Origin of the sequence: Methylobacterium sp. 10, from assembly GCF_000519085.1 — a bacterium.
Lineage (GTDB): Bacteria > Pseudomonadota > Alphaproteobacteria > Rhizobiales > Beijerinckiaceae > Methylobacterium.
In genome coordinates this window covers 1,249,325-1,275,750 of the sequence record NZ_KI912577.1, presented here as the reverse complement: position 1 = coordinate 1,275,750, position 26,426 = coordinate 1,249,325, and the positions used below count along the sequence as shown (strand labels likewise).

Annotated in this window: 14 protein-coding genes; 7 read left to right on the top strand and 7 right to left on the bottom strand. The window is 70.9% G+C overall.

Annotation, left to right across the window (positions count from 1 at the left end):
- Window positions 1-166: 166 nt before the first annotated feature.
- From fhuB to K368_RS0105805, 4 genes are read right to left on the bottom strand one after another with little or no spacing between them, the layout of a single operon-like run.
- Window positions 167-2,185 (bottom strand): Fe(3+)-hydroxamate ABC transporter permease FhuB, encoded by a 2,019-nt coding sequence (gene fhuB / locus K368_RS0105820; protein ID WP_027171578.1) that lies wholly within the window; start codon window positions 2,183-2,185, stop codon window positions 167-169.
- Window positions 2,178-3,074, bottom strand: a complete 897-nt coding sequence (locus K368_RS0105815; protein WP_027171577.1) for an ABC transporter substrate-binding protein — start codon at window positions 3,072-3,074, stop codon at window positions 2,178-2,180. The genes fhuB and K368_RS0105815 overlap by 8 nt, the downstream gene beginning before the upstream one ends.
- Entirely contained in the window at window positions 3,064-4,413 is a 1,350-nt protein-coding gene (locus K368_RS23975) for an MFS transporter (protein ID WP_245259512.1), read from the bottom strand. Before K368_RS23975 ends, K368_RS0105815 begins: the two co-directional genes overlap by 11 nt.
- On the bottom strand, window positions 4,410-5,477 hold the full coding sequence (locus K368_RS0105805; RefSeq protein ID WP_036265996.1) for a siderophore-interacting protein: 1,068 nt from the start codon (window positions 5,475-5,477) through the stop codon (window positions 4,410-4,412). Before K368_RS0105805 ends, K368_RS23975 begins: the two co-directional genes overlap by 4 nt.
- 496 nt (window positions 5,478-5,973) lie before the next feature.
- Between K368_RS0105805 and K368_RS0105800 the strand changes: the two genes are divergently transcribed.
- A complete protein-coding gene (locus K368_RS0105800) occupies window positions 5,974-6,741 on the top strand; it encodes a GNAT family N-acetyltransferase (RefSeq protein ID WP_027171575.1) in 768 nt (255 codons plus the stop codon).
- A gap of 533 nt (window positions 6,742-7,274) precedes the next feature.
- On the opposite strand, the gene K368_RS0105795 is transcribed toward K368_RS0105800, so the two are convergent.
- From K368_RS0105795 to K368_RS0105785, 3 genes are all read right to left on the bottom strand, one after another.
- Window positions 7,275-11,381 carry a non-ribosomal peptide synthetase gene (locus K368_RS0105795; RefSeq protein ID WP_027171574.1) on the bottom strand — a complete coding sequence of 1,369 codons (4,107 nt, stop codon included), beginning with the start codon at window positions 11,379-11,381 and terminating at the stop codon, window positions 7,275-7,277.
- Window positions 11,382-21,131 carry a non-ribosomal peptide synthetase gene (locus K368_RS0105790; RefSeq protein WP_245259511.1) on the bottom strand — a complete coding sequence of 3,250 codons (9,750 nt, stop codon included), beginning with the start codon at window positions 21,129-21,131 and terminating at the stop codon, window positions 11,382-11,384.
- A gap of 101 nt (window positions 21,132-21,232) precedes the next feature.
- The gene (locus K368_RS0105785) at window positions 21,233-21,448 is read right to left on the bottom strand and encodes an MbtH family NRPS accessory protein (protein WP_027171572.1); all 216 of its coding nucleotides are present in this window, start codon (window positions 21,446-21,448) and stop codon (window positions 21,233-21,235) included.
- Window positions 21,449-21,642: 194 nt separating this feature from the next.
- Here K368_RS0105785 and K368_RS0105780 point away from each other — a divergent pair, with 194 nt between their 5' ends.
- The 6 genes from K368_RS0105780 (at window position 21,643) to K368_RS0105755 (ending at window position 26,296) form a co-directional block, all read left to right on the top strand.
- On the top strand, window positions 21,643-23,025 hold the full coding sequence (locus tag K368_RS0105780; protein WP_027171571.1) for a lysine N(6)-hydroxylase/L-ornithine N(5)-oxygenase family protein: 1,383 nt from the start codon (window positions 21,643-21,645) through the stop codon (window positions 23,023-23,025).
- A 67-nt stretch (window positions 23,026-23,092) separates the two neighbouring features.
- The gene (locus K368_RS0105775; protein ID WP_051439770.1) at window positions 23,093-23,917 is read left to right on the top strand and encodes an ATP-binding cassette domain-containing protein; all 825 of its coding nucleotides are present in this window, start codon (window positions 23,093-23,095) and stop codon (window positions 23,915-23,917) included.
- A gap of 59 nt (window positions 23,918-23,976) precedes the next feature.
- On the top strand, window positions 23,977-24,177 hold the full coding sequence (locus K368_RS0105770; RefSeq protein ID WP_027171569.1) for a hypothetical protein: 201 nt from the start codon (window positions 23,977-23,979) through the stop codon (window positions 24,175-24,177).
- The gene (locus K368_RS0105765) at window positions 24,177-24,377 is read left to right on the top strand and encodes a DUF3606 domain-containing protein (RefSeq protein WP_027171568.1); all 201 of its coding nucleotides are present in this window, start codon (window positions 24,177-24,179) and stop codon (window positions 24,375-24,377) included. The genes K368_RS0105770 and K368_RS0105765 overlap by 1 nt, the downstream gene beginning before the upstream one ends.
- A 165-nt stretch (window positions 24,378-24,542) precedes the next feature.
- The gene (locus tag K368_RS0105760; protein ID WP_027171567.1) at window positions 24,543-25,739 is read left to right on the top strand and encodes an MFS transporter; all 1,197 of its coding nucleotides are present in this window, start codon (window positions 24,543-24,545) and stop codon (window positions 25,737-25,739) included.
- A gap of 95 nt (window positions 25,740-25,834) precedes the next feature.
- Window positions 25,835-26,296: a hypothetical protein gene (locus tag K368_RS0105755; protein WP_027171566.1), complete on the top strand. Its 462-nt coding sequence runs from the start codon at window positions 25,835-25,837 to the stop codon at window positions 26,294-26,296.
- Window positions 26,297-26,426 lie beyond the last annotated feature (130 nt).

The following is a 26,426-nucleotide window of genomic DNA, read 5'->3' as shown; positions in this document are numbered from 1 at the left end:
AAGTTGTGGCTGCGTTGCCTAAGGAGCACATTCCTACTTTGGAACAATTCGAGCCAAGAGCCTCGGTGACATCGTTCCGGGAGACGCAGTATCTCTCACAAAGCTCCCGTTGCGCCGTCGTGCTCCGGGCGAAATCCACCGTGACCGGGAGTTTCGTGGGGCACGCTCAGCGGCGGGCCAGGAGCCACATCAGGAACGGCCCGCCGACCAGGGTCGCCACCAATCCGGCAGGCAGCTGGTAGGGAAAGAACGCCATCCGCCCGACGAAATCCGCCGCGACCATGATGAGCGCGCCGACGATCGCCGCACCGGCGAGCTGCGGCGCCGCGCGGGTGAGGCCCGACAACCGCGCCACCTGAGGCGCGACGAGGCCGACGAAGCTCAATGGCCCCGCCACCAGGATGGCCGCGGTGGTGAGGATCGCCGCCACGACGAGGATGGCGAGGCGGCTGCGGCGAAGGCCGAGCCCCAGCGACCGGCCGGTGGGATCGCCGAGGGGAAGGAGGTCGAGCCAGCGGGTCATCGCGGGAAGGCAGGCGGCTCCGAGGCCGAGGATTCCGAGGGCGGCCACGGCATCCTCCGGTGCCACCCGCGCCGTGGAGCCCGCCGTCCACCCGAGCAGCATCACCACGGAAGGATCGCCGCTGATCATCAGGATGGTGAGGAGGGCACCGAACCCTGTGGTGAGGCCGATGCCGGCCAGCAGCATCTGCTCGGGCGCGGTGTCGGCGCGACGGCCGAGGCTCGCGATCGCCAGGAGGGTCGCGAGGGCCCCGAGGCTGCCGGCGCCGAGGAGCGCCATCCGGTCCGGCGTGCCGAGGATGATGGTAACGGCGACGAGGCCGAGGGCGGCACCGGAACTGATCCCAAGCACTTCGGGGCTCGCCAGGGGGTTGCCGGTGAGCCGCTGCAGCAGGGTGCCGGCGATGGCCAGCATCGCGCCCGCCGCGAGCGAGGCGGCGATGCGGGGCAGGCGCCAGGGCAGCAGATCGTCGAGGCCGGCCCCGAGGCTCCAATGCCAGCCGGCCATGTCCCGGCCGAGGGTGAGCGCGATGAAGACGAGGAGGGCCAGCGACGCCGCTCCCAAGAGGACCAGGCGCCAGGGCCGCGCGATCCGGGCCGAGGCGCCCTCTTCCGGCGGATGCAGGGAGCCGACGCCGCGCAGGCGAGGCAGCAGCCAGAGCAGCATCGGCACGCCGACGAGGGCGGCGAGCGCTCCCGTGGGCACCTGCACGATGGGGGCGAGGGCCAGGACCACGGAATCGGTGAGCCAGATCAGGGCCGCGCCGAGGAGGGGCGCGGCGACGAGACGGTCTCGCAGGGTGCGCGTGCCGGTGAGGCGGACGAGGATCGGCGCGGCGAACCCGACGAAGCCGATGACGCCCACCCCCGCCACCACGAAGCCGCCGAGCGCCACCGCGACGGCCACGGCGAGGAACCGGACCCGGCCGAGGGAGAGGCCGAGGCTCTTGGCGTTCGCCTCGTCGAGGTCGAGCACCGCGAGCGGCCGTACCATCAGCGCCACCAGGAGGGCGGCGACCGCCAGGCGAGGCGCGAGATAGGCCGGGGCGCTCCAATCGTTCATGGCGAGCGACCCCGCCCCCCAGACGAACAGGCCGAACAGCCGCTCCTGATGCAGGATGACGAGGAGGGTCTGGATCGCCCCGCAATAGAGCTCGACCACGAGGCCGGCCAGCAGCAGAGCGAGGGGGGCAAAGCCCTTGGCGCGGCCGAGCGCGAAGACCGCCAGCACCGCCAGGGCGGAGCCCGAGAGCGCTACCGCCTCCCGCCCTTGCGAAAACAGGCCGGGCGCGAACAGGGAGGCCAGGGCCAGGGCGAGCTGCGCCCCGGCCGAGATGCCGAGCGTCGAGGGCGAGGCGAGGGGATTGCGCAGCACCTGCTGCAGCACCACCCCCGACAGAGCGAGGGCGGCCCCGGCGAGCCACGCAGTGACGATCCGCGGCAGCACGCTCTCATGCAGGATCACCTGGGCGATGTCGGTCCAGTCGGGACTCCACAAAGCCTTCAGCGCGGGGACGAGGGCCATGTCGGCAGTGAGCGTGCGCAGGGTGAGGAGCCCGGCCACGAGGGCCACGGCGCCGATGAGGAGCATGGTCCCGCCGATCCGCGACCGGCGCGGCACGAGGGCATCGAGGCGGGGCTCGGCGAGATCCACTTCAGCCACGGGGACAATCCCGTTTCGAGAGATCGGCCATCAGGTCGGCGAAGCGCGCGATGGCCGGCAGGCCGCCGTAGAACCAGACCGGGGCCACCACGTCGACATGATGCCCGCGCACAGCCGGCAACGTCTGCCAGAGTCGGCTGCCGGCCAGCGCCCTGGCGGCGTCGGATTGGATCGGCCCGATATGGACGATGCGCGCATCCGCCGGGCCGGTGGCGAGCTGCTCGATCCCCACCGCCGTGAAGCCGGAGGCGTTGCTGGCGCCGGTCCAGGCATTCGCGATGCCGAGGCGGTCGAGCACGGTCTGGAACAGGCTGGTGCGGCCGTAGACGACGATGTTGCGGTGATCGACGATCCAGACGAGGTAGGTCGGATGCCGGTCGGCGGGGCAGGCGCTCGCTTCGGCCCGCGCGAGAGTCGCCTCGGTCCGTGCCTCCAGGTCCCTGGCCTCATCGACGCGGCCGAGACGCACGGCGACGCGCATCGTCTCCGTCTTCGCCCGCTCGTAGGGATCGCCCCCGGCATTGGCGATGGAGACCGCCTCCGTCGGGGCGATCCGCGACAGGAAGGCCCCTTGCGTCGCTACCTGGATCGGGTTGGCGAGGATGAGGTCCGGTTTCAGGCTCGCCAGCACCTCGAGATTGGGCTCCACCACGAGGCCGAGATCGACCACGCCCTCGGGGAGCGCCGGCGCCACCACGGTCCGGTTGTAGTTCTCGGGCTGCGTCACCGCGACCGGCACGATGCCGAGGCCGAGGAGCAGCTCCACCGCACTCCAGTCGAGGGCCGCGACCCGCGGCTGGGCGGGCAGCTTTTTCTCCGCGCGCACGGCCGGAGAGGCCAGCACGAGAACGCAGGCTGCCAGGCAGACGACGGCCCTCCTAGCGCGCATCGACACCAGCCAGGGCGAGATCCTCGACCTTCTTCTTTGCTTCCGAGGCGAGGCTCGCATCCCGGAGGGCGGGCGTCAGCGCCGCGATGGCGGCGGTGGCGGCGAGGCACAGGCCGCCCCCCGCCGCCATGGCGATCCGCGCCGAGGCGAGATGGGCCGTGGTCCCCGCCTGCATGCCGCCCAGAGCCGGGCCGATCGTCTCCTCCAGCACCCACAGGCTCGACACCCGGCCGAGCATCGCGTCCGGGGTCGCTCGCTGGATCAGCGCCGCACGCAGGATGCCGGCAAGGCTCGCGGCGGCGCCGAGCGTCGCCAGGCAGAGGAGAGCGGGGACCATGCCGTCGCTGAAGCCCAGCGCGATGCAGGCGCAGGCCCAGATTGCGACGCAGGCCACGAGCCAGCGCCCGGCGAACGGGCTCGCCCCCGCGCGGCCCGAGGCCAGGGCGCCGAAGAGCGCGCCGACCGAAGGGGCGGCATAGAGCAGGCCGATGCTGTCGGGCCCTTCGCCGAGCCCATGCGTCGCGAGTTCAGGCAGCAGAACGTAGGGCACCGCGAAGACCAGGGCGACGAGATCGACGAGGAGCAGGCTCAGGACCAGGGGCGAGCGGGCGATGTAGCGCAAGCCCCCCATGAAGCCGGCCTCGTCGGCGGCGAGGACGGGAAGGGACGCCGCGGCGGACGTCTCCACAAAAGGCGGCAGGGGGGGCAGGAAGGCGAGCACGATCGGGGTGATGCCGGAGATGAGCGCCACGACTCCGTAGCAGGCGACGAGCCCCGCACCGGCGGTGATCGCCCCGGCGAGGAACGGCCCGGCGATGGCGCCCGCCTGCGCCGCGACCGCCGTGAGCGCGGCCGCTCCCGACAGGTGCTCGCGCCCGACGAGGGCCGGGGTGGCGGCCATGATCGCAGGCATGCCGAAGCCGAAGGTCGAGCCGCCGACGACGGCCGCCGCGTAGATCGGCCAGACCATCGGTTCGGCGAGGGCGGCGTTGGCCATGAGGATCAGGATGGTGAGGAGATGGGCCGTGCGCGACCAGACCATCACCGCGCGGCGATCGTAGCTGTCGGCGAGCCAGCCGCCGACGATGAGCGCCAGCCCCATCGACGCGGCCACGGCGGCGTTGAGGAACGCCACCTGCAGCGACGAGGACGTGAGCGCGTACATCTGCAGGCTCACGGCGACGCCGAGCACACCGAAGGCGAGGAACGAGGCGGCCCGCGCCGCATAGAGCAGCTGGAACCCCCGGCTCGCGCGCAGGGGAGACAGGTCGAGCATCATGGTGCCATGCCGCCCCGGACGACGCTCTTTGACACGGCTCTCCTGGCGCTCACGCTTCAATCCTCGTCCTTGGCGTCTTCGTCGGCGCCGCGCCGCCAATAGGCCACGGCGAGATGCTGGTCACGGGTGAGGCCACAGGTCCTGCGCCAATGGGCCCGCAGGGCCTTGAACGCATCGAACTCCGTGCCGGCCCAGGCGAAGACCGTGCGATCGTCCGGAAACGGGATCGCCCGGACCGCATCCGCCAGGAGCGTCGTCGTACCGGGCGCTGCGCCGTTGCGGTGGAGCCAGCGCAGTTCCACCCCGTCCGGCCGGTCGAGCGCCTGCTCGTCGGCCGGACCGTCGACCTCGATCACCGCGACCCCGCCGACATGGCCCGGCAGCCGCCCGAGGATGCGGCCGATGGCGGGCAGGCCGGTCTCGTCGGCGGCGAGGCAATACCACTCCGCCGCGCCGGCGCTGCGCCCGCCGGGGCCGAGCAGGCCGACCACGTCCCCGGCCTTGGCGCGCTTGGCGAAGGAGGCGCCCGGGCCGGCGTCGTGATGCATGACGAAGTCGATGTCGATCTCGCCCGCAGCCACGTCGATGCGGCGGATCGTGTAGGTGCGCATGGAGGGCGCGCCCTCCCCCTGTGGCCAGACCGGGATGCCGTCGATTCCCGGCGCCGGCCATTGCGGCGCATGGCCGGCGGGCGGGATGATGACGTGCACATGCATGTCGAACGCGTCGTAGCGCGCCAGATCCGTGCCGACGAAGGTGATCCGGCGCATATGCGGCGTGAGATCCACGACGCGGCGGACCGTCACTTCGCGCAAGCTCGGAATCGTCTCGTCCGCGCAGCCGTCGCCGGTCCAGACGATGGACGCGTCCGTGGCGCCGGGAAGCTCCTGGAGATGCGAGGCGAGCATGAACTTGACGACGGCGAGGGAGGTCTCGTCGGTGGCCTCCGCCTTAAGGGCGAGCAGGCCTTCGGCGGCGACGAGGGTGCCGGTGCCGACGTCGAAATCGACCCGCCCGCGTCCCGGCTCGTGAAGCACGGGGATGTCGTGTTCGAGGAAATGCTCGCACAGGTCCGCGATGTAGCGCCCGGCATCGGCGAGGCGCACCTGGGCTTCGGAAGCCATGGCTGTCACGGGATGTTCTCCACGATGGCGGGACGGCGCGAAATCTGGCCGCGGATCGGCTGGTGGCCGTAAACGAGGAATGACCGACATACAACGCAAAACAAGGTGACTGACTTCATCGAAGCGCACCCGATCGATTATTTGTAATGGATAGAAAATCTACCATCATAAGAAGTCTTTCCGCGCTTTCGTCGCCGTGAGATCGCAGCCCGATGACGGGTCGCTCGTGCTTCCGCGATTCCGGCGCCGTGATCGCGACGCCCGCAACAGGCAGGCTAAAAATTTGATCTGTGGCACACACTGACACTAAAACCCCCTGTCTGATTGAATAATTACTCCATATATTCATCATTACACTTGTAAATATGCTATATTCATCGACAAACCGTCGACAAACCGGGGCAGCCTCCCATATCAGCACGCGAACGGCACCTGCCTTCAGCAAGGAACAGGACGCGTCAGGTCTTGCCGCCATCGAACCGAAACGGGAGAATGCATGACAGATGTCGATTTTCGCGAGATGCTCGATGCCCATTGCCTGATGCAGGCGGGCTGCTACGTCTCGGGCATCGAAACCACGCCGGATGGCGGGCGCTACCTCTGGTCGAACGCAATCTCGGAGCCGGGTTTCAACGTCGGCATTGAAACGACCGACCTCGCCTGGGTGCGGGCGACCTCCGCGCGGCGCGGCCGCCTCCCGGCCATCCTCGTCACCGAGAGCGCGGACACGCTCGGCGACCATCCGGATCTGCAGGCGGCCTTCCCGACCCGCTGGATGCTGGGCGATTGCCGAGGCGCGCAGGCGCCGGTCATGCCGGAGGGGCTGACGCTCGCGACGGAGGACGCGGCCGCCCCCGGTGAGGGCTACCTGTCGGTCTGCGGCGGCCTCTACGACGACGCGTGCGTGAACGCGATCGCCGAGGCGGTCTTCCTGCCGGTGTTGCGCAACGCCCGGCCCGTCGAGGGCGTCGAGACGCGCCACCTCACCGTGAGCGCGGACGGCGTTCCGGTGGCCTGTGCCTCGATCTACCGGGCGGGCCGCCTTGCCGGACTCTACAATGTCGGCAGCCTCGCGACGCGACGCGGGAACGGCCTCGGCGCCCTGGTCACGCGGGCGGCGATGGCGAGTGCCCGGCAGGCCGGCGCAGAGACGCTGATGCTCCAATGCCTGGCCGGCGGCCATGTGGAACGGCTCTACGCCGGCCTCGGCTTTTCCGCCGCGGCGAGCCCGACCCTGATGGTGTTCGCGCCGGGCGCGATCTAGCATTGATAGGCAACGCGCCTCCCTGGCCGGTCGCCGCGATGGACCGGCTGCCCCCTCCCGCCCACGCCATTCGCGCATGTCGCGGGATGCGCGACCCTCCTCCCCAGCGGATCTCGGGCCTGCCCGAGATCCGTCGAGCTTGTGGGGAGGAGTTGGAGGTGGGGGTGGTCGGGTGACCCTCAGTGTGCGGAAACTGGCGGCCCCCCCGCTCCTGACCTCTCCCCACACGCTCCTGGACTCACACCTCTGCCCGACGGCTGTTCCCGCTTCCCAAGAGGGTTCGACCCGAGGCGCGACGGGCTCCCTCTCCTGGAAGGAGAGGGTTGGGGTGAGGTGTGGTCCATCTCCGGAGAGGCCACACACCTCACCCTGTCCCTCTCCTTCCAGGAGAGGGGACCCGTGCTGCCCGCGAGATGTGGGAACATCGTAGCCCCACGAGGGGGAGAAGGACGTGGTCTGCCCGAAAAAGCAGATGTCTGAATCCAGTAGCCCCCCGAGCGGAGGGGGCGCGCAGGCCGAGTGACGCGGTCCGGTCATAGAGCGGCCGCGAAACTGTCGTGGAAGGCCGGGGAATCCACGATTTCGCGGTGGGTGACGTCCGGGATCACGGTCACCTGTTCCACCCGGCGCGAGTAGCGGCTCCATTCCACGTGGTTCAGGCCGCGCTCCACCGAGCGGCCGGCGAGCCAGACCCGGATCGGGCAATCGAAGCCTTCCGCCCGGTAGCGGCGGTACAGCAGCGTGTTGTCGACGAAGGTCCAGAGTTCGTATTCCTTGCTGCCGACTCCCGGCCCGTCGAGGGGCAGCGGGTCGGGGGCGGCCGCCACATAGGCGAGGAACTGCTCGGTGAGTTCCGGGTCCATGCGCCGGAACAGATCCTCCCAGTCGGCCCGCATCGGCGAGCGCTCCAGCCAGGACGCGACGCCATCCTGAAGGTGGCGGCGATGCTCCGGCGTCAGCACCGGCAGGGCGCCGACCGCGAAGCTCACATCGATATCACAGACGTCGAGCATGCCGACGAAAGAAAGATCGATGCGCGAGCCCAGCATCCGCGCCGCCTCGTAGGCGAGGACGCCGCCCCAGGACCAGCCCAGCATGGCGCAGGGGCGCCCGGCGCTCTCCCTCTCGATGATCTCCGCGTAGCGCGCGGCGATGTCCTCCACCGAGACCACGCTCTTGCGCGCATCGGTCAGCGAGTAGCAGACGAAGCCGGTGACCGGCTGGTCCGGCCCGAGGCGGCGGACCAGGGGCGCGTATTCGCGGGTGTTCACCATCAGGCCGGGGAAGCAGTAGAGCATCGGCCGGTCGCCCGTCGCCCGCAGGCGCACCACCTGCGCGGTGCCGACCGCATCGGCGGTGAGAGCCGCGGCCAGGGTTTCGACGCTCTGGTTGTTGAAGATGTCGGCGATGGTCGGGCTGCGGTCCGGGAACGCCGCGCCCAGCGCCGTGAGCACGCGCAGGGCGGTGAGCGAGTTCGCGCCGGCCTCGAAGAAGTTCTGGTCCGGTGGGATGGCGGGGAGGCCGAGCGCGCTGGCCCAGATGTCGGCCACCACCGTCTCGGTTGGGGTGAGCGGGCGCGAGGCTCCGCTCGCGGTCGCCGCCAGCGGCGCAGGCTCCGGCAGCGCCGCACGGTCGAGCTTGCCGTTGGGCGTCAGCGGCAACCGCTCCAACGCCACGATCCGGCTCGGCACCATGTAGTCCGGCAACCGGCGGGCGAGGTCCGCCCGGAGCGCGCTCGCGTCGAGGACCGCCCCGGCCGCCGCCACCGCATAGGCCACCAGCAGCGGACCCGCCGGACCCTGCCGCAAAGCCGCCGCCGCGCCCGCCACGGTCTCCTGCGCCAGAAGCGCCGCCTCCACCTCGCCGAGCTCGATCCGGAACCCCCGCAGCTTCACCTGCGCGTCCGCCCGGCCGAGATACTCCACCGTCCCGTCCGCCCGCCAGCGCGCCAGATCCCCGGTGCGGTAGAGCCGGCCGCCGACCCGCCCCGACAGATCCGGGAACGGGTCGGGGATGAACCGGTCCGCCGTCTGCCCGGCCCGGCCGAGATAGCCCCGCGCCAGACCGTCGCCCCCCAGATGCAGCTCCCCGGTCACCCCCACCGGCACCGGCTGCAACGCCGCGTCGAGGATGTAGGCCCGCCGGTCCCCCACCGCCCGGCCGATGGGCGCGTAGGCCCCCTCCACCGCGTCCCCGGCCCGGGCCCGCCACACCAGCGGCGAGATCACCGTCTCGGTGGGGCCGTAGCCGTTGATCAGCAGCGTCGGGTCGAGCGCCCGGCCGATCAGCCCGAAGCTCTCCCGCGACAGGGCCTCGCCGCCGAAGGCATAGGAGCGCCGGCTCGGGCGCGGGCCGCTGGCCGCCTCGAGCGCCAGCTGGTGCATGTAGGCGGTGGGGAACCCCGCATGGGTCACGCGATGACGCTCCATGGCGTCCAGCGCCTCGCGCGGGGTCCACAGCCCGTCGGGCTTGAGCACGACGCAGCCGCCGAAGGCCAGCGGCACCATCCAGCGCTCCTGCGCCCCGTCGAAGCTCATCGACAGGACGTGGAGCTCACGGGTCTCCCGGCTCGTGCCGTAGACGGCCCCCGTGGCGCGGACATGCCGGGCCAGCGGTCCGTGCGCCACGGCGACGCCCTTGGGCGTCCCGGTGGAGCCCGAGGTGTAGATCACGTAGGCGAGCTGCTCCGGATGGGGCAGGCGGGACGGCGCGGTCTCCGGCTCGGATGAGAGGTCGAGGGCGGAGGGGTCCAGCGTCGCGCCCTCCCCCATCCCGGCCTCCCGCGCCAGCCCGTCGAGGGCCGTGCCCTGCACCAGCAGCAGGCGGGCGCCGGCATCGCGCAGGAGGGCGGCCAGACGCGCCCTCGGCTGCGCCGGATCGAGGGGCAGGAACGCGCCCCCGGCCCGCAGGATGGCGAGGAAGGCGGCGATCTGGTCCGGCCCGCGCGGCAGGGCCACGGCGACCACCGCCTCGGGACCGATGCCTTCGCGGATCAGCCGGTGGGCGAGGCGGTTGGCGGCCCGGTCGAGCTCGCCGAACGTGGTGGTGCGCGGCCCGCAGATCACCGCCGGCGCGTCGGGATCGGCCTGCGCTGCCTCGCCGATCAGCGCCGGCACCAGTGCTTCCGACAGCGGCATCCCGTCCGCGTAGGGAGAGGACAGAGCCGCGAGGGAGGAGGCCGGGACCAGCGGAAGGGCATCGACGCGGCGGCCGGTCTCCTCCACCGCGCCGCGCAGCAGAGTGAGGAAGCCGTCGCGCATCCGCTCCATGGTATCCCGCTGGAACAGGTCGCGGGCATAGCCGAACGACCCGCGCAAGGCCCCGCCAGCCTCCGCCACCGTCTCCAGAACGAGATCGAACTGGACGTTGCCGGTCCCGCGTCCGAAGGGCGACACGACGAGATCGCCCACCGTGAACCGGGACGGGCCTTCGACCCGGTGGCTGTGCATCACTTGGACGACGGGGGTGTGACTCACGGTCCGGCGCGTCTGGAGTGCCTCCACCAGACGCTCGAAGGGCAGGTCCTGGTGTCCTTGAGCATCCACCATGGCGTCGCGCACGACCCGCACATGGTCGAGGACGCTCGCACCCGGATCGACGACGACGCGGATCGCCAGGGTGTTGACGAACAGGCCCACCAGCCCCTCCGTCTCCGGCCGGTTGCGGTTCGCCACCGGCACGCCGATGCGCAGATCCGCTTCGCCGGTATAGCGCCGGAGCACCAGGGACAGGATGGCGAGGAGGACCATGGCGGTGGTGGCGCCGGCCTGCCGCGCCAGGATTTCGAGGCGGGCGGCGACATCGGCATCGACCGCGAAATCCACCGCCGCTCCACGAAAGCTCTGGACCGCCGGACGAGGGCGATCGGTCGGCAGGGGGATCACGCTCTCCGCCGCCCCGAGGCGGTCCCGCCACCAGCCGAGCTGGCGCTCGAGCTCGCCCGCCTCCAGCCAGTCGCGCTGCCAGCGCGCGTAATCGGCATAGGCGATCGGCAGCGGTGGCAGGCCCGACTCTTCGCCCGCCGCATAGAGCCGCATCAGGTCGGCGAGCAGGATCTCCACCGAGCGGCCGTCGGAGACGAGGTGGTGCATGGTCAGGAGCAGGACGTGGCGCTCGGCCTCCATCCGCACCAGCACAGCCCTCAACAGGGGCGGTGCCGCCAGATCGAAGGGCCGCCGTGCCTCCTCCCGCGACAGGGACGCGACGCGTTCCTCGGCGAGGGTCCTGTCTTCGGCCTCCAGCGAGACCTCCCGCAGGCTCGTCGCGACGATTGCAGCGGTGACCGCCTCGACCTCGTCGGTCTCGCCGGACTGGAACCCCGTCCTCAGGGCCGGGTGCCGCGCCACGAGGGCGTCGAGGGCCCGCGCCAGGGCGCCCCGGTCGAGCGGCCCGGCGAGATCGAGCCCCCCGGCGATATGGAGCAGGGCCGCGTCCCCCCCCATCCGTCCGATCAGCCACAGCCGCTCCTGCGCGTAGGACAGGGGAGCGACCCTCTCGCCACCGGCTTCCTCGTCCCCCGCCACGATCGGCAGGCGCGAGAAGTCGATGCCGCGGGCGGCCAGGGCGTCGAGGAAGACCCGCCGCTTGTCGGTGGGAAGCCGGGCGAAGCGGCGGCTGAGATCGGCGGCTTGGCCAGTCATTCAGGCCTCCAGATCGGCGAGAAGGGCGTCCATGTCGGACAGGTCGGCGGCGGCGTCCCGGTCATCGGCCGCGACCTCGCTCGACGTCGCGGCCAGGGCGTAGCCGCGCAGGGTCGGCGCCTCGAACAGGGCACGGATCGGCACGGTGAGACCGAGGCGCTGCTTCACCCGCATGGCGAGCTGCGCCGCGGTGAGGGAGTGGCCGCCCAGCGCGAAGAAGTCGTCGTCCCGGCCCAGCGTCTCGACGTCCAGCACCTCGCGCCAGATCTCGGCCAGGGCGATCTCCATGGCCCCTTCGGGCGCGTCCGACCCTCGCGAGGTCGCGAGGGGCGCCGGCAGGGCGCGCAGATCGAGCTTGCCGTTCGGGGTCAGCGGCAGGGCCGCGACGACGAGGATGTGAGCCGGCACCATATGCGACGGTAGCCGGCGAACGATTTCCTTGCGCAGCAGCTCCGTGTCGATCCCGTCGCCGACCACATAGGCGACGAGGTGACTGTCGCCGGCGGCGTCGCGCAGGATGACTGCGGCATCGATCACGCCGGGCTCCGCCCGCAGGGCGGCAGCGATCTCCCCCGTCTCGATCCGGAAGCCGCGCAGCTTCACCTGTCCGTCGGCGCGGCCGAAATAGGTCAGCGTGCCGTCGGACCGCCGCAGGGCCAGATCGCCGCTGCGATAGAGGCGCGCGCCCGGCGGTCCGAACGGATCCGGCACGAAGCGCTCGGCCGTCAGCGCGGCACGCCCGAGATAGCCCTGCGCCAAGCCGGCGCCGCCCACATGCAGCTCCCCCACCACCCCATCCGGCACGGGGTCGAGGGAGGCGTCGAGGAGGTGCAGGGTGAGATCCGGCAGGGCCTCGCCGATGGGGCTGTCGGTCCGCGTCGCGTCGTCGATCACGAGGGGGCGGTAGGTCACGTGAACGGTGGTCTCGGTGATGCCGTACATGTTGACGAGGCGGGGAGAAGCGTCGCCGAAACGCTCGAACCACGGGCGCAGGGCGGAGACGTCGAGGGCTTCCCCTCCGAACACGACGTGGCGCAGCGCCATCTCCCGTGGCCGCGCCAGGGCCGCCTGCATCAGCGGCCGGAAGGCGGACGGGGTCTGGTTCAGCACCGTCACGCCTTCGCGGACGAGAAGGTCGAGGAACGCGTCCGCCGCCCGCGCCACCTCGTGTGGCACCACGACGAGACGCCCGCCGTGACAGAGCGCGCCAAAAATCTCCCAGACCGAGAAATCGAACCCGTAGGAATGGAACAGCGCCCAGACGTCGTCCTCGGCGAAGCCGAAATCGTCCTGCGTGGTGGTCAGCAGTCGCGCCGCGTTGGCATGGGTGACCACGACGCCCTTCGGCCGGCCGGTGGAGCCCGATGTATAGATCACGTAGGCCGGCTGCTCCGGGTGGGGTGCCGGAGGCAGCCGTGTGTCTCCGTCCTCGGACGCCGCCGGACCGTCCATCAGGATCGGCCTGGGGCCGGCCTCGGGCAGACTGTCGATGAGGCCGGTCGTGGCGAGCACGTGCCGGGCCCCGCAATCGGCGATCATGAAGGCGAGGCGATCGGGCGGATAGGCCGGATCGAGGGGAACATAGCCGGCTCCGCTCTTTAGAATCGCCAGGATGCCGACGACGAGAGAGATCGAGCGCTCGGCGCAGAGGCCGACGAGATCGCCCGGCCGCACCCCTTCGCGGACCAGACGCCGCGCGAGGCGCGCGGCGCGGGTTTCGAGGTCGGCATAAGTCGCCTGTTCGCCCTCGCACGTGACGGCCACGGCCTGCGGTCGCCGACCCGCCTGCCAAGCGATCCTGAGATGGATCGCGGGCTCGGCCGGCGATGGCCGGAGGGCGGCGGCCCGATGCCGCGCCGCCTCGATCTCGTCGGGCGGGACGAGGGAGAGGGCATCGAGGGGCGCGTCGCCCGCATCCATCAGGGCATCGAGGATGTGAAGCACCTGCGCGTTCAGGCGCCGGACCTCGGCGGAGGAGATCCGGGCCTGGTCGATGCTCCAGTTCAGGCGCGGCGCGCCGTCGAGGAGAAGCGACAGGGTGAGGGGAACGTCCGTCGCTTCGAGGGTCGTGACCGGGCCGAATTCCAACCCGCCGAGGCTGCGGTCGCGGACAACGGCGTCGAGGGGGTAGTTCTCGACGACGAGGAGGCTGTCGAACAGCGGTTGCCCGCCGCGTCCGACCCAGGCCTGGATGTCGGCGAGCGAGGCGAGATCGTGCTCGCGCAGGGCCGCCGCCTCGCCTTGCAGCCGACGTAGCCAGTCCGCGACGTTCAGATGTCCGGGCAGGCCGACGCAGCGCGGTACCGTGTTGATGAACAGGCCGAGCACGCCATGCATCCCGCCATCGTCCGGCGGCCGGCCCGACCCGGTGGCGCCGAAGGCCACGGTGGAGCGCCCGGAAAAGCGGCTCAGGGTCAGCGCCCAGGCCGCTTCGAACACCGTGTTCAGCGTCACCTTCTCGCGCCGGGCGAAGGTCTGGAGACGGTCGGTCCGTGCCTCGCCGAGGGCAGTGTCGATGGCGATGTGTCCGCTCGCCCCCGTCTCGCCGGACAGAGCCGGGGCAAGGAGGCTCGGCTCGTCCAGCCCGGACAGAGCCTCGCGCCAGAACGCCTCGTCGGCGCTGCGGTCGCTTTGCGACAGGCGGGTCAGATGCTCACGGAACAGGCGGGTCGGTGCCTCGACCACCTCTCCGGCATAGTGGCGCAGCACTTCGGAGATCAGGCGCGCATTGCTCCATCCATCGAGAAGAAGATGGTGGCAGGTCCAGATCAGCCGGTGCCGGTCTTGGCCAAGATCGACCAAAAGGAGGCGCATGAGCGGTGCCTGCGCAAGGTCGAAGCCGCGGGCGCGCTCGGCCTGCGCCAGCGCATCGAGATCGGCGTCGGCGCAGTCGCTCAGGTCGAGCCGGGTGATCGGCAGTTCGGCGGAGGCATGCACGAGCTGGAGCGGAGCGGCGAGGTCGCCGGTCCAGAGGAAACTCGTGCGCAGGATCGGATGGCGGGCGACGCTCGCGCGCCAGGCCGCCGCGAACCGGTCGAGATCGAGGTTGCGGATCGTGACGCCGAGCTGGTTGACGTAGAGCCCGGCTTCCGGCGCGGCCAGCGCGTGGAACAGGATGCCGCCTTGCGTCGGGGTCAGCGGATAGATGTCCGTCACGTCCCGCAGATCGAGGCCGTCGATCCGGTCCTGCGTCAGGGCGGCCAGGGGGAAATCGGACGGTGTCGCGCCGCCGGCCATGGGGTCGAGGCCGTGCTCGGCGAGGGCGGAGAACGCGGCACCGAGCCTTTCGGCGAGGCGGTCGATGGTGGTCCCGTCGAAACGGGCGGCACTATAGCCGAGGCGCAGGGTGACCGCGCCGTTCCGCAGGAAACTGTCGACGATGAGCTCGGCGCCGAGGGGAGCGGCGGGATCCGCCGACAGCCGCATCGATTCGGCATCGATGGAGAACAGGGAACCGGCGTCGATGTCGACGACGGTGCCGAGGTGATTGAACGTCACCTCCGGCCAGGGCTGGGCCGAGAGTTTCGCGCGCTCGGATGCCGAGCCGAGGTAGCGCAGGACCGGGTAGCCCGAACCGTCCCCAGGGAGGCTGCGCACCGCCTCCTTTGCCGACTTCATATCGTGGCCGACGTGGCTCGATATCGACAGGGCGATCGGAACCAGGGTGGTGAACCAGCCGACGGTGCGATCGAGGGGAAGGTTCGCAGCGTCCCCGTCCCGCCCGTGGCGCTCCAGGGTGACGCCCAGTGATTTCTGCCCCGACCAGGCGGCGATGGCGCGGGAAAGGCCGGCGAGGAGCACCTCGTCGAGCCGCATCCCGTAGACCGCGCGCAGGCGGTCGAGCCCCGATATGAGGGATGGATCGAGGACGAGGGTCCTCGTCGCGGCGTGATGCTGGTCCCGTGCGCCTTCGGGTCGGTCGACGGGAAGGCGGCCGGCCGAAGGCGCGGGCACCCAAGCCTCGCTCCGGCCTGCGATCTCCGCCGCGTGATCTTGCAGACGATGCGCCCAGGCCCGGAAGGGGGTCGCGGCGGCAGGCGCCGATGCGTCTCCCCGATAGAGCAGGTCGAGATCGGAGACGAGGATGCGCCACGACACGGCATCCACAACGAGGTGATGGGCCGTGAGAAGCAGGCGCTGACGCCCGTCGGAAAAGTTCGCCAGGATGGCGGCGAAGACGCGGCCATCGGCGAGGTTGAGGCTGCGCTCGGCGGCGAGGAAACAGGTCCGCGCCTCGTCGTCGCTCTCCACATCGACGATGGACAGGGGCTCGGCGAGCATCGCGGGTGCTACCGGCTCCTGGATCCAGGCTCCGGTCGCATCGTGGCCGAAGGCGTAGCGCAACGCTTCGTGATGGGCCACCAGGGCGGCCAGCGCGTCGCCGAGGCGATCGGCGTCGAGCCTCACGCGGGCATCGAGTTCGAGGGACTGGTTCCAATGGTCCCGCCGGGCCATCGGCTGTTCGAAGAACCAGTGCTGGATGGGCGTCAGCGGCGCCGGGCCTTCCGGCACGGATACCGTCGCCTCCGCCCCATCGGGCCGGGCGATGACGCGGGCCAGGGCGGCGACGGTCTGATGCTCGAAGATCTGGCGCGGCGTTGCGGCAAAGCCCGCCTCGCGCAGGCGAGCGACGATCTGCAGGCTGAGGATGGAATCGCCGCCGGCCTCGAAGAAGTTCTGGTCCGGGGGGATGGCGGGGAGGCCGAGCGCGCTGGCCCAGATGTCGGCCACCACCGTCTCGGTTGGGGTGAGCGGGCGCGAGGCTCCACACGCGGTCTCCGCCAGCGGCTCGGGCTCCGGCAGCGCCGCACGGTCGAGCTTGCCGTTGGGCGTCAGCGGCAACCGCTCCAACGCCACGATCCGGCTCGGCACCATGTAGTCCGGCAACCGCCGGGCGAGGTCCGCCCGGAGCGCGCTCGCGTCGAGGACCGCCCCGGCCGCCGCCACCGCATAGGCCACCAGCAGCGGACCCGCCGGACCCTGCCGCAAAGCCGCCGCCGCGCCCGCCACGGTCTCCTGCGCCAGAAGCGCCGCCTCCACCTCGCCGAGCTCGATCCGGAACCCCCGCAGCTTCACCTGCGCGTCCGCCCGGCCGAGATACTCCACCGTCCCGTCCGCCCGCCAACGCGCCAGATCCCCGGTGCGGTAGAGCCGGCCGCCGACCCGCCCCGACAGATCCGGGAACGGGTCGGGGATGAACCGGTCCGCCGTCTGCCCGGCCCGGCCGAGATAGCCCCGCGCCAGACCGTCGCCCCCCAGATGCAGCTCCCCGGTCACCCCCACCGGCACCGGCTGCAACGCCGCGTCGAGGATGTAGGCCCGCCGGTCCCCCACCGCCCGGCCGATGGGCGCGTAGGCCCCCTCCACCGCGTCCCCGGCCCGGGCCCGCCACACCAGGGGCGAGATCACCGTCTCGGTGGGGCCGTAGCCGTTGATCAGCAGCGTCGGGTCGAGCGCCCGGCCGATCAGCCCGAAGCTCTCCCGCGACAGGGCCTCGCCGCCGAAGGCATAGGAGCGCCGGCTCGGGCGCGGGCCGCTGGCCGCCTCGAGCGCCAGCTGGTGCATGTAGGCGGTGGGGAACCCCGCATGGGTCACGCGATGACGCTCCATGGCGTCCAGCGCCTCGCGCGGGGTCCACAGCCCGTCGGGCTTGAGCACGACGCAGCCGCCGAAGGCCAGCGGCACCATCCAGCGCTCCTGCGCCCCGTCGAAGCTCATCGACAGGACGTGGAGTTCGCGGGTCTCCCGGCTCGTGCCGTAGACGGCCCCCGTGGCGCGGACATGCCGGGCCAGCGGTCCGTGCGCCACGGCGACGCCCTTGGGTGTCCCGGTGGAGCCCGAGGTGTAGATCACGTAGGCGAGCTGCTCCGGATGGGGCAGGCGGGACGGCGCGGTCTCCGGCTCGGATGAGAGGTCGAGGGCGGAGGGGTCCAGCGTCGCGCCCTCCCCCATCCCGGCCTCTCCCATCCCGGCCTCCCGCGCCAGCCCGTCGAGGGCCGTGCCCTGCACCAGCAGCAGGCGGGCGCCGGCATCGCGCAGGAGGGCGGCCAGACGCGCCCTCGGCTGCGCCGGATCGAGGGGCAGGAACGCGCCCCCGGCCCGCAGGATGGCGAGGAAGGCGGCGATCTGGTCCGGCCCGCGCGGCAGGGCCACGGCGACCACCGCCTCGGGACCGATGCCTTCGCGGATCAGCCGGTGGGCGAGGCGGTTGGCGGCCCGGTCGAGCTCGCCGAACGTGGTGGTGCGCGGCCCGCAGATCACCGCCGGCGCGTCGGGATCGGCCTGCGCTGCCTCGCCGATCAGCGCCGGCACCAGTGCTTCCGACAGCGGCATCCCGTCCGCGTAGGGAGAGGACAGAGCCGCGAGGGAGGAGGCCGGGACCAGCGGAAGGGCATCGACGCGCTGGGCCGGGGTGCCGGTCAGGCCGCCGAGCAGGGCGAGGTAGCCCTCCTCGAACCGGGCGATGGTGGCAGTGTCGAAAAGGGCCTCGGAATAGGCGAAGGTCGCAGACAGGCCGCCGTCCTTCTCCGTCACTTCCAGGACGAGGTCGTAGGCGGGAGTGCCGGTATCCCGCCCGAATGCTTCGAGCTTCAGGCCGGCGACCGTGCCGAGATCGCCCAAGGTCGCCGGCTGCTGGCTGATCATCACGCGGGCCAAGGGGGCACGGCCGGGAATGCGTTCCGGCTGCAGCGCCTCCACCAGTCGCTCGAAGGGCAGATCCTGATGGGCAAGGGCGTCGGTCAGCGACATCCATAGCTGGCTAACCACGTCGCGTCCCGGCGACGCCGGGTCGATCGATACCGGCAGCACCAGCGTGTTCGCGAATACGCCGACGAGGTGTTCGACGCCCGGCAGGTGGCGACCCGCCACGGGCATGGCGATGCGCGGGCTCCGGGTGTCGCCATAACGATGCAGGAAGAGGGCGAAGGCGCCGAGCAGGACCGTGAAGGGCGACGTGCCCGTCTCCCCCGCCAGGGCCGCGATCCGACGGCTCACCCCCTCGCCGATCATGAAACCGTGCCGGAGGACGCGGTCGGGTACTCCGACCTGTCTCCGGCGATCGGTGAGGGACAGATCGGGCTCGGGTTCACAAAGGCGTTCGCGCCACCAGGCGAGGTCGGCCTCCATGGTATCGGCACGGGTTTGGCTCGCCTGCCAGGCGGCGATATCGACCGGCTGGATCGCGAGGAGGGGCAGACTGGTTGGCAGGCCCTCCGCCTCCGCCCGGTAGAGCGCCGGCCATTCCCGCAGGATCACGCCCATGGACCAGCCGTCGGACACGATGTGGTGCAGAGTCACCAGGAGGACGTGATGGGCTCCGCCGAGGCGGACCAGGGTAAAGCGCGCGAGGGGGCCGCCGGCGAGGGTGAACGGGCGCTCCGCCGTCTCGCGGCAGACAACGGCGAACCGCTCCTCGCGTTCCTGGGTGGTGAACCCGGTGAGATCGATCTCGGGCAACGCGACGTCGCAGCCGGCCACGATCACCTGCTCGGCCCGGCCGTCGGGCCGGCGGTGCAGACGTGTGCGGAAGGCTTCGTGCCGTGCGACGAGGGCGGCGAGGCTGCGGTCCAGGGCCCTCCGATCGAGGGCGCCGTGGAGGTGAATTCCACCGGCGATATGGTGGCGCTCGTCATCGCCGAATTCCGCCTCGAACCAGAGCCGCTCCTGCGCCGGCGACAGGGGAAGCGCTCCGTCACGGGAGGCCGGAGCGATCACGAGAGCCGTCGTACCGGCCGCGATCTCCGCCCCGACCGCATCGGCGAAAGCCCCGAGCCGGGGATGCGTGAACAGTGTCTGCGGCGGGATCGCGACACCGATGGCCGCGCGAAGCTCGGTGAGCATCCCGATGGCCGCGATGGAATTGCCACCGAGGGCGAAGAAATGACTGTCACGGGTCAGGTCGCGCCGGTCGAGGATGACGGACCAGATCGCGGCGAGGCGCGCGTCCAGCCCAGTCAGAGCCATGGCCTCACCGCATCTCTGCGCGCTATCCCCATCGATGCGCCGGCCGTCCTCCACCACCGCGTAGGCGTCGAGGGAGCCTGTCTCCCATCCGCGTCGCGTGGCGCCGCGCTGGATCTTCCCGCTGGATGTGCGCGGCAGGCCGCCGGGATTGAGCAGGACCACGACGCGCGCGGTCTCGAGAAAGGCGTCGGCGACGGCCTCCGATACCAGCGAGGCGATCGCCTCGGGCGCGGCGAGCTTCTGGACGGTGCGCGACACCTCCACCGCCACGCCGATGCCCTCGCGCCCGTCGCGCTCGACGGAGAAGGCGGCGATACGGCCCCGGCGCAGGATGTCGACGCCCTGCTCCACCACCCGCTCCACGTCCTGCGGATAGATGTTCTGGCCACGCAGGATGATGAGGTCCTTCTCGCGCCCGACGAGGAAGAGCCGGCCCTGATGCAGGAAGCCGAGATCGCCCGTCCTCAGGCAACGGACGCCGTGCCGTTCGATGAAAGCGGCCGCCGTCGCTTCGGGGTTGCGCCAATAGCCCTGGGCGAGGCTCGGACCGGAGACGATGACCTCGCCGATGGTCCCGTCCGGTAGCGATCCCCCATCGGAACCGGCGATGTGGATCGGATGCCCGGGCTGCTCGAAGCCGCAATCCACCAGCCGGGTGCCGTCAGCCGCAGTGACGGCGCGGCCTTCCGCGAGGAGGGCAGGATCGAGGTCGAGGGACCGCATGCCCTCGCCGCGCGTGCCAGCGGAGAGGAAGAGCGTCGCCTCGGCCAGACCGTAGGACGGCCTCAGCGCGCGGGCGTCGAACCCGGCGGGAGCGAAGCGCTCGGCGAAATCGGCCATGGTCGAGGCCCGGACCATCTCCGAGCCCGAGAAGGCGATCTGCCAGCTGGACAGGTCGAGCCGGGCGACGGTCTCGTCATCGACCCTGTCCTGGCACAGACGGAACGCGAAATCGGGGCCTCCGCTCACCGTCCCGCGATGTCGGTGGATGGCTTCCAGCCAACGCGCCGGGCGGCCGAGGAAATGCTTGGGCGACATGAGGACGCCCAGGATGCCCGCATAGATCGGCTGGAGCATGCCGCCGATCAGGCCCATGTCATGATAGAGCGGAAGCCAGCTCACCATGACGTCGTCGGGGCGGAAATCGAACCCGACCCGGATCAGCCGCTCGTTGGCCACGAGGTTGGCATGGCTGACGATCACACCCTTCGGCACGGCCGTGGAGCCCGACGTGTATTGCAGGAAGGCCACCTCGTCCGGCGACGGCGCCGCCTCGAGCCTGTCGGCGGTGTGCGCGTCGCCGAGATCGTCCGCAGAGATGTCCTCCACCGGTAGAACCGCGCTGCGGTATCCCGCCGTGGCGAGCATGGCGTGAACGGAGTCCGCGTCGTCGCGATGGACGAGGATCAACGCCGGTTCGGCGTCACCGATGATGGCGGCGATGCGCGCCTGATGCTGCGCCCGGCGCGGCTCCGGCGGAAAGACCGGGACGGCGATGAGGCCGGCCTGGAGGCAGCCGAAGAAGCCCGCGACGTAGTCGAGCCCGGTATCGAGCAGGAGGCAGACCCGGTCGCCGGGCTTCGCCGATTGCCGAAGCCGCGCGGCGATGGTCCCCGCCCGACGGTGGAGGTCCGCGTAGGTGACCGTGACCTCGCCCCGCTGCGGGTCGTCGAGGAAATGAAGGGCGGAGACCTCCCCATGGGTCTCGGCCAGCCAGCGCAGATGACTGACGAAGTCCGTGGCGGGCGGGACCGTCAGCGACGCGCGCGGGAAACCGTCGGTCATCATGTGTCCTGGCAAGTCTGGAACTGGCAAGTCTGGAACTGGCAAGTCATTGAACTGGGATGTCATCGAACTGGGATGTCATCGAAGCGGGGCGCCGGGGTTCAGGCGCGGGCGTCGCTGGCAAGGGCGCGGCGCAGGCTCAGGGGCCGCATGTCGGTCCAGACCGTGTCGATGTGCTCGAGGCACGCGGCGCGGAGCCCGGAGAAGCCGGCGGCGCTCCATCCGGCCGGCACCGGACGATGGGCGGGCCAGACGGAGTACTGTTCTTCCCGGTTGATCACGACGAGGAACGTCGCTTCGCTGTCGTCGATGGCCATGGCGTCGCGCTCCGCGAAAGGGGTCGGTCTCCCAGCCAGAGACGGTGGCGGATCGCCGAAATTTAAGCGGCGGCGCACAATTTTTCCGGCCGGCTCCTAAATCCCTCCCCTGCCCGAACGTCCCTTTGCCTGACGACCGCCGGCGGATCGCCGCGGTGATCCGTGTCGCTCGGCGCAGGAATGGAGGTTCGGTGATGACGGAATCCTACGACCACTCGGATACGTCCTTCCCCCTGCGCGGGGTCTTCCGGGACGAAGGCGTGAGGCGCGGGGACGATGGCGACGCGCCGGCCTACGATGCGCTCGGCATCGGTTTCGGCCCGTCGAACCTGTCGCTGGCCATCGCCCTCGACGAGGCGGGACGGCGGCGGGGCCGACAGCCACGGGTACGCTTCCTCGAGCGCCAGGACGAGTTCGTCTGGCACGGCGGGATGCTCTTGCCCGACAGCGGGATGCAGATCTCCTTCCTGAAGGATCTCGTCACCCTGCGCGACCCGACGAGCCCCTACACCTTCGTCAACTACCTCCATGTCCATGGCCGGCTGATCGACTACATCAACCGCAAGTCGTTCTTTCCGAGCCGGATCGAGTTCAACGCCTATCTGCGCTGGGTCGCCGGGCATTTCGCCGATCGCTGCGACTACGGCGATACCGTGCTGGCCGTCGAGCCGGAGGGGCGCGGCGACACGATCCGCCACCTGCTCGTCCATTCGCGCAAGGCCGATGGCCGCGAGCAGAGACGGCGCACCCGCGCCGTCATCCTGGCCACGGGCGGCGAGCCGCGCATCCTGCCGGTCTTCGAGGAGTTGCATGGCAGCGCCCGGATCTTCCATTCCTCGCGCTACCTGTCCCGGATCGACGGCGTTCCCCTGCCGGACGGCCCCACGCGCCACCCGCGCATCGCCGTCATCGGCGCGGGCCAGACCGCGGCCGAGCTGTTCCTCGACCTGCAGAGCCGCATTCCCAACGCGGACATCTCCATGATCTTCCGCGGGCAGGCCTTGAAGCCCGCCGATGACAGCCCCTTCGTCAACGAGATCTTCAACCCGGACTTCACCGACTTCGTCTACGGCCAGCCCGAGACCCAGCGCCGGGCCATCATCGACGAGTTCCGCGGCACCAACTACTCGGTAATCGACACCGACCTTCTGACCCGCATCTTCGACATCCTCTATCAGCAGAAGGTCAGCGGGAAGCATCGCCACGCCTTGCGGCCGAGGACCACCGTGGTCGGAGCCGTGGAGCAGGCCGGCGAGATCGTCCTCGAAACCCTGGACGCCGCAACCGGGCTCATCGCGCAGGAACCCTACGACGCCGTGATCCTGGCCACGGGCTATCGCCGCGACCGCCTGGAGACCATCATGCCGTCGCTCGCCCCGCATCTCACCGACGGCACCATCGGGCGCGACTACCGTCTCGCCACCCGCCCCGGTTTCGAGCCCGGCATCTACCTCCAGGGCTTCAGCGAGCCGACCCACGGCCTGAGCGATACCCTCTTGTCCATCCTGGTCATGCGGGGGCATGAGATCGCGCAATCGCTCCTCGCCGACCGGCAGAGGGTGGCGGCGCGGGCCTGAGCCGGCCCTCGGTCGATGAGCTCGGGAAAGGAGCATGGCGGGTGTTGCAGGGTCGAACGGGCGAACGATGTGCTTGAGCCGAGCCGATGCGGAACCTCGTTGGGAGTCAGGTCCAGACGATGCGGTCTACAGCCTCGACCGCGTCACGTTCTCGGTTCCCGGGCGCGTACTGCTGCAGCCGCTGACCCTGACCATCCCCGCCGGCCGGGTCATCGGCCTCATCGGCCATAACGGGTCCGGCAAGTCGACGCTGATCAAGCTGCTCGGCCGCCAGCAGGCCCCGAGCGCCGGGCGTGCCCTGTTCAAAGGCGCCCCGATCGAACAGCTCGGGGACCGCGCCTTCGCCCGCGAGGTCGCCTACCTACCGCAGACGACGCCGCAGGCACCGGGCATGCTGGTCAGGGAGCTCGTCGCCATGGGCCGCTATCCCTGGCACGGCGCGCTGGGCCGGATGGGCCCGGCCGACCGCGAGGCCGTTGCCGAGGCGATGCGGCTCACCACGGTGACCCCCTTCGCCGAGCGCATGGTGGACAGCCTCTCCGGCGGCGAGCGCCAGCGCGTCTGGCTCGCCATGCTGGTGGCCCAAAATGCCGGCTGCCTCCTCCTCGACGAGCCCATCGCCGCCCTCGACGTCGCCCACCAGATCGAGGTGCTCTCCCTCGTGCGCCGGCTGTCGCGGGAGCGCGGCCTCACCGTCGTCGTCGTCCTGCACGACGTGAACATGGCGGCCCGCATCTGCGACGACCTCATCGCGCTCCATGGCGGACGCCTCATCGCGCGCGGCACGCCAACCGAGATCGTCACGCCGGAGGGGCTGGAGGCGATCTACGGGGTGCGCATGGGAGTCTTCCCCCATCCCCGGACGGGCATGGCCCTGAGCTACCTCGACTGAGGCCGGCCCGAACCCACATCGCGCTTCATGCGTTGCCCCGCCAGATCAGGGAGCGACGCATGTCCGAGACGACGAAACCGCCCGAACCGACCAGGGTGAACGAGGATCTGGCCTCCTCCACCTACGACCGATCGCGTGATGGGACGCCGGAGCAGAAAAGCGCTGCGACCGGCCCAAAGGATACCGTCACCGGCACTGTCCAGGAAACGCCGGACGAGCCGAGCGACCGCCCCGGCACCGAAGCCGAGGAGAACGCCTGATGAGCATGGATAAGTCCGCGCCCGAGGCGCCCGCCGCGGTGAGGCTGACGGAGCCCCGCGACAAGGCCTATTGGGCTCGCTATTTCCAGACCCCGAGCGAGGAGGTGGAGGCCGCCGTGGCGGAGGTCGGCCACGATCCCGCGAAGGTCGCCGAACGGCTCGGAAAGCCGTGGCCGTTCGAAGCCAGCGGCATCGTGTGAGGAGCGGTCCGCACCGCGGGGCCCGGATGCTGCGGTCGCCGACCGAGGCCGCGAGGGCCGGGGCCCGCGCGGTGTTGCCCGACGCGGGGTCGCGTCCACTTTTGGGCCGGACGGCGCAGAGCGGGTCGGGTTAGAGGGGAGCCTGCCCGCGGAGATTCCTTGTCGATGGACGCCGAAACCCTGTCCCGCCGCACCCTGCGCTTCGTCAACGTGGCGCATGCCCTCGATCACTTCGTCCTGCTGATCTACCCGACGGCGGTGATTGCCATCGCCGCGCGGACCGGCCTCGGCTACGGTGAGCTGATCACGCTCGCCACCGGCGCCTTCGTGGCCTTCGGCCTTTGCGCGCTGCCGATGGGCTGGCTCGCCGACCGGTTCGGACGGCGCAACCTCCTGGCGGTGTTCTTCTTCGGCTACGGCCTGTCGTGCCTCGGTGTCGCGAGTGCCGCGAGCCCAAGGGCCTTCGCCCTGTGGCTCTGCGCGCTCGGGCTGGCTTCGGCGATCTATCACCCGGTGGGCTCGACCATGCTGGTCTCCCATGCGCGCCGCCTCGGGCGCGACCTCGGCGTCAACGGCGTCTGGGGCAATCTCGGCGCCGCCACGGCCTCGGGCGTCACGGCGCTGCTGGCGACGGGGTTCGGCTGGCAGGCGGCCTTCGTCGTGCCGGGCCTGGTCTGCCTCGCCTGCGGGGCGGCCTTCGTGGCGATGGTCCCCGGCGACGGCGAGGGCGCGCAGGGCAAGGCCGGGGGCAAGGCGGTCCTCGCGGTGTCCCGGCCGATCCCTCTCCTCGCGGTCTTCGCCTGCGCCATCGTGGCCGGTGGGATGACCTTCAACATCACCACCATCGCCCTGCCGAAGGTGGTGGACGAGGGCATCGGCGACGGTTTGCCCCTCGCGCTGATCGGCTCCGTGGCCACCCTGGTCTTCGTGTTCGGAGCCCTGACCCAGCTGCTGATGGGGCGCCTGATCGACCGCTACAGCCTGCCGGCGCTGTTCCTCGGCCTGTCCGTGCTGCAGCCGCTCGGCCTTGGGATCGCGGCCCTGAGCACGGGCGTTCCGCTCCTCGTCGGCCTCGTCCTGGCCATGGCGGCGCTCTACGGGCAGGTGGTGATCAACGACGCGATGGTGGCCCGCTACGTGCCGCCCCTCTACCGCGCGAGGGCCTACAGCGTGCGCTATTTCCTCGGCTTCACGGTGAGCGGGTTCGTGGTGCCCCTGATCGCGATCCTGCACGAGCGGGGCGGGTTCGGCCTCGTGCTCGGGATCGCGGCGGCGTTCGGCGCCGTCATCGTCGCCTCGGCGGTCGGCTTCTTCGGCCTCACGCGATGGGAGCGATCCCGGCCCCTCGCCCCGGCGGAATGACCGCCACGCGACCGGCCTTCGCACCGCCATCGGACGGATTGATCGCGAAAGCCGGGCGAACGTCCTATTCCGGTCCCGCCAGCGGGAGCGATGCCATGCAGAAGCGCTACGAGATTTTCGCCGACTACCACCAGTTCTATCTCTGGGATCAGGCCGAGAGCCCCGACACGGCACTGGATTACACCGACGACGATCTCCAGCGGAGGATCAAGGCGGCGCCGTTCCTCGTGGTGATCCAGCCCGAGCGCAACATGTCCGTGCCGGTGGAACTCGACATCGTCGACGGGCCGCCCGACGAGGCCCTCGACCTGTGGGACCATGTGGCGGAAGCGAGCCTCGACCTGCCCTCGGGCCGGCTCGAGATCCACGAATGCACCGGCGGATCGATCGACATCCTGTCGGTGGCCCCCGGCACCTACCGCGTCCGCGCGTATTTCGGCGGCCTCGGCACCCTCACCGACGATGGCCTGGACGGCGAGGACCATTACCGCCTCGTCCTGTGGCCGGCCCCGTCCGCCCCCCTCGCGGTGATCAAGCAATTTTCCGGTGCCCGCTGATCGGGCGGCCCTTCGCAGCGACGCTGTCACAGGTCTCGCGGGATGCGCGGGGCCCTCCTCCCCCTTGTGGGGAGGAGTTGGAGGTGGGGGTGGTCGGGCGACCCTCCTCCTGCTGCGGAGGCTGGCGGAG

What these genes read in the sequence shown, in the direction of transcription:
- K368_RS0105765 (WP_027171568.1), top strand. Translation starts at nt 24,177, where the DNA reads ATGAGCATGGATAAGTCCGCGCCCGAGGCGCCCGCCGCGGTGAGGCTG.
- K368_RS0105775 (WP_051439770.1), top strand. Translation starts at nt 23,093, where the DNA reads ATGTGCTTGAGCCGAGCCGATGCGGAACCTCGTTGGGAGTCAGGTCCA.
- K368_RS0105785 (WP_027171572.1), bottom strand. Translation starts at nt 21,448, where the DNA reads ATGGCCATCGACGACAGCGAAGCGACGTTCCTCGTCGTGATCAACCGG.
- K368_RS0105770 (WP_027171569.1), top strand. Translation starts at nt 23,977, where the DNA reads ATGTCCGAGACGACGAAACCGCCCGAACCGACCAGGGTGAACGAGGAT.
- K368_RS0105800 (WP_027171575.1), top strand. Translation starts at nt 5,974, where the DNA reads ATGACAGATGTCGATTTTCGCGAGATGCTCGATGCCCATTGCCTGATG.
- K368_RS0105795 (WP_027171574.1), bottom strand. Translation starts at nt 11,381, where the DNA reads ATGACTGGCCAAGCCGCCGATCTCAGCCGCCGCTTCGCCCGGCTTCCC.
- K368_RS0105780 (WP_027171571.1), top strand. Translation starts at nt 21,643, where the DNA reads ATGACGGAATCCTACGACCACTCGGATACGTCCTTCCCCCTGCGCGGG.
- K368_RS0105760 (WP_027171567.1), top strand. Translation starts at nt 24,543, where the DNA reads ATGGACGCCGAAACCCTGTCCCGCCGCACCCTGCGCTTCGTCAACGTG.
- K368_RS0105815 (WP_027171577.1), bottom strand. Translation starts at nt 3,074, where the DNA reads ATGCGCGCTAGGAGGGCCGTCGTCTGCCTGGCAGCCTGCGTTCTCGTG.
- K368_RS0105790 (WP_245259511.1), bottom strand. Translation starts at nt 21,131, where the DNA reads ATGACCGACGGTTTCCCGCGCGCGTCGCTGACGGTCCCGCCCGCCACG.
- K368_RS0105805 (WP_036265996.1), bottom strand. Translation starts at nt 5,477, where the DNA reads ATGGCTTCCGAAGCCCAGGTGCGCCTCGCCGATGCCGGGCGCTACATC.
- K368_RS0105755 (WP_027171566.1), top strand. Translation starts at nt 25,835, where the DNA reads ATGCAGAAGCGCTACGAGATTTTCGCCGACTACCACCAGTTCTATCTC.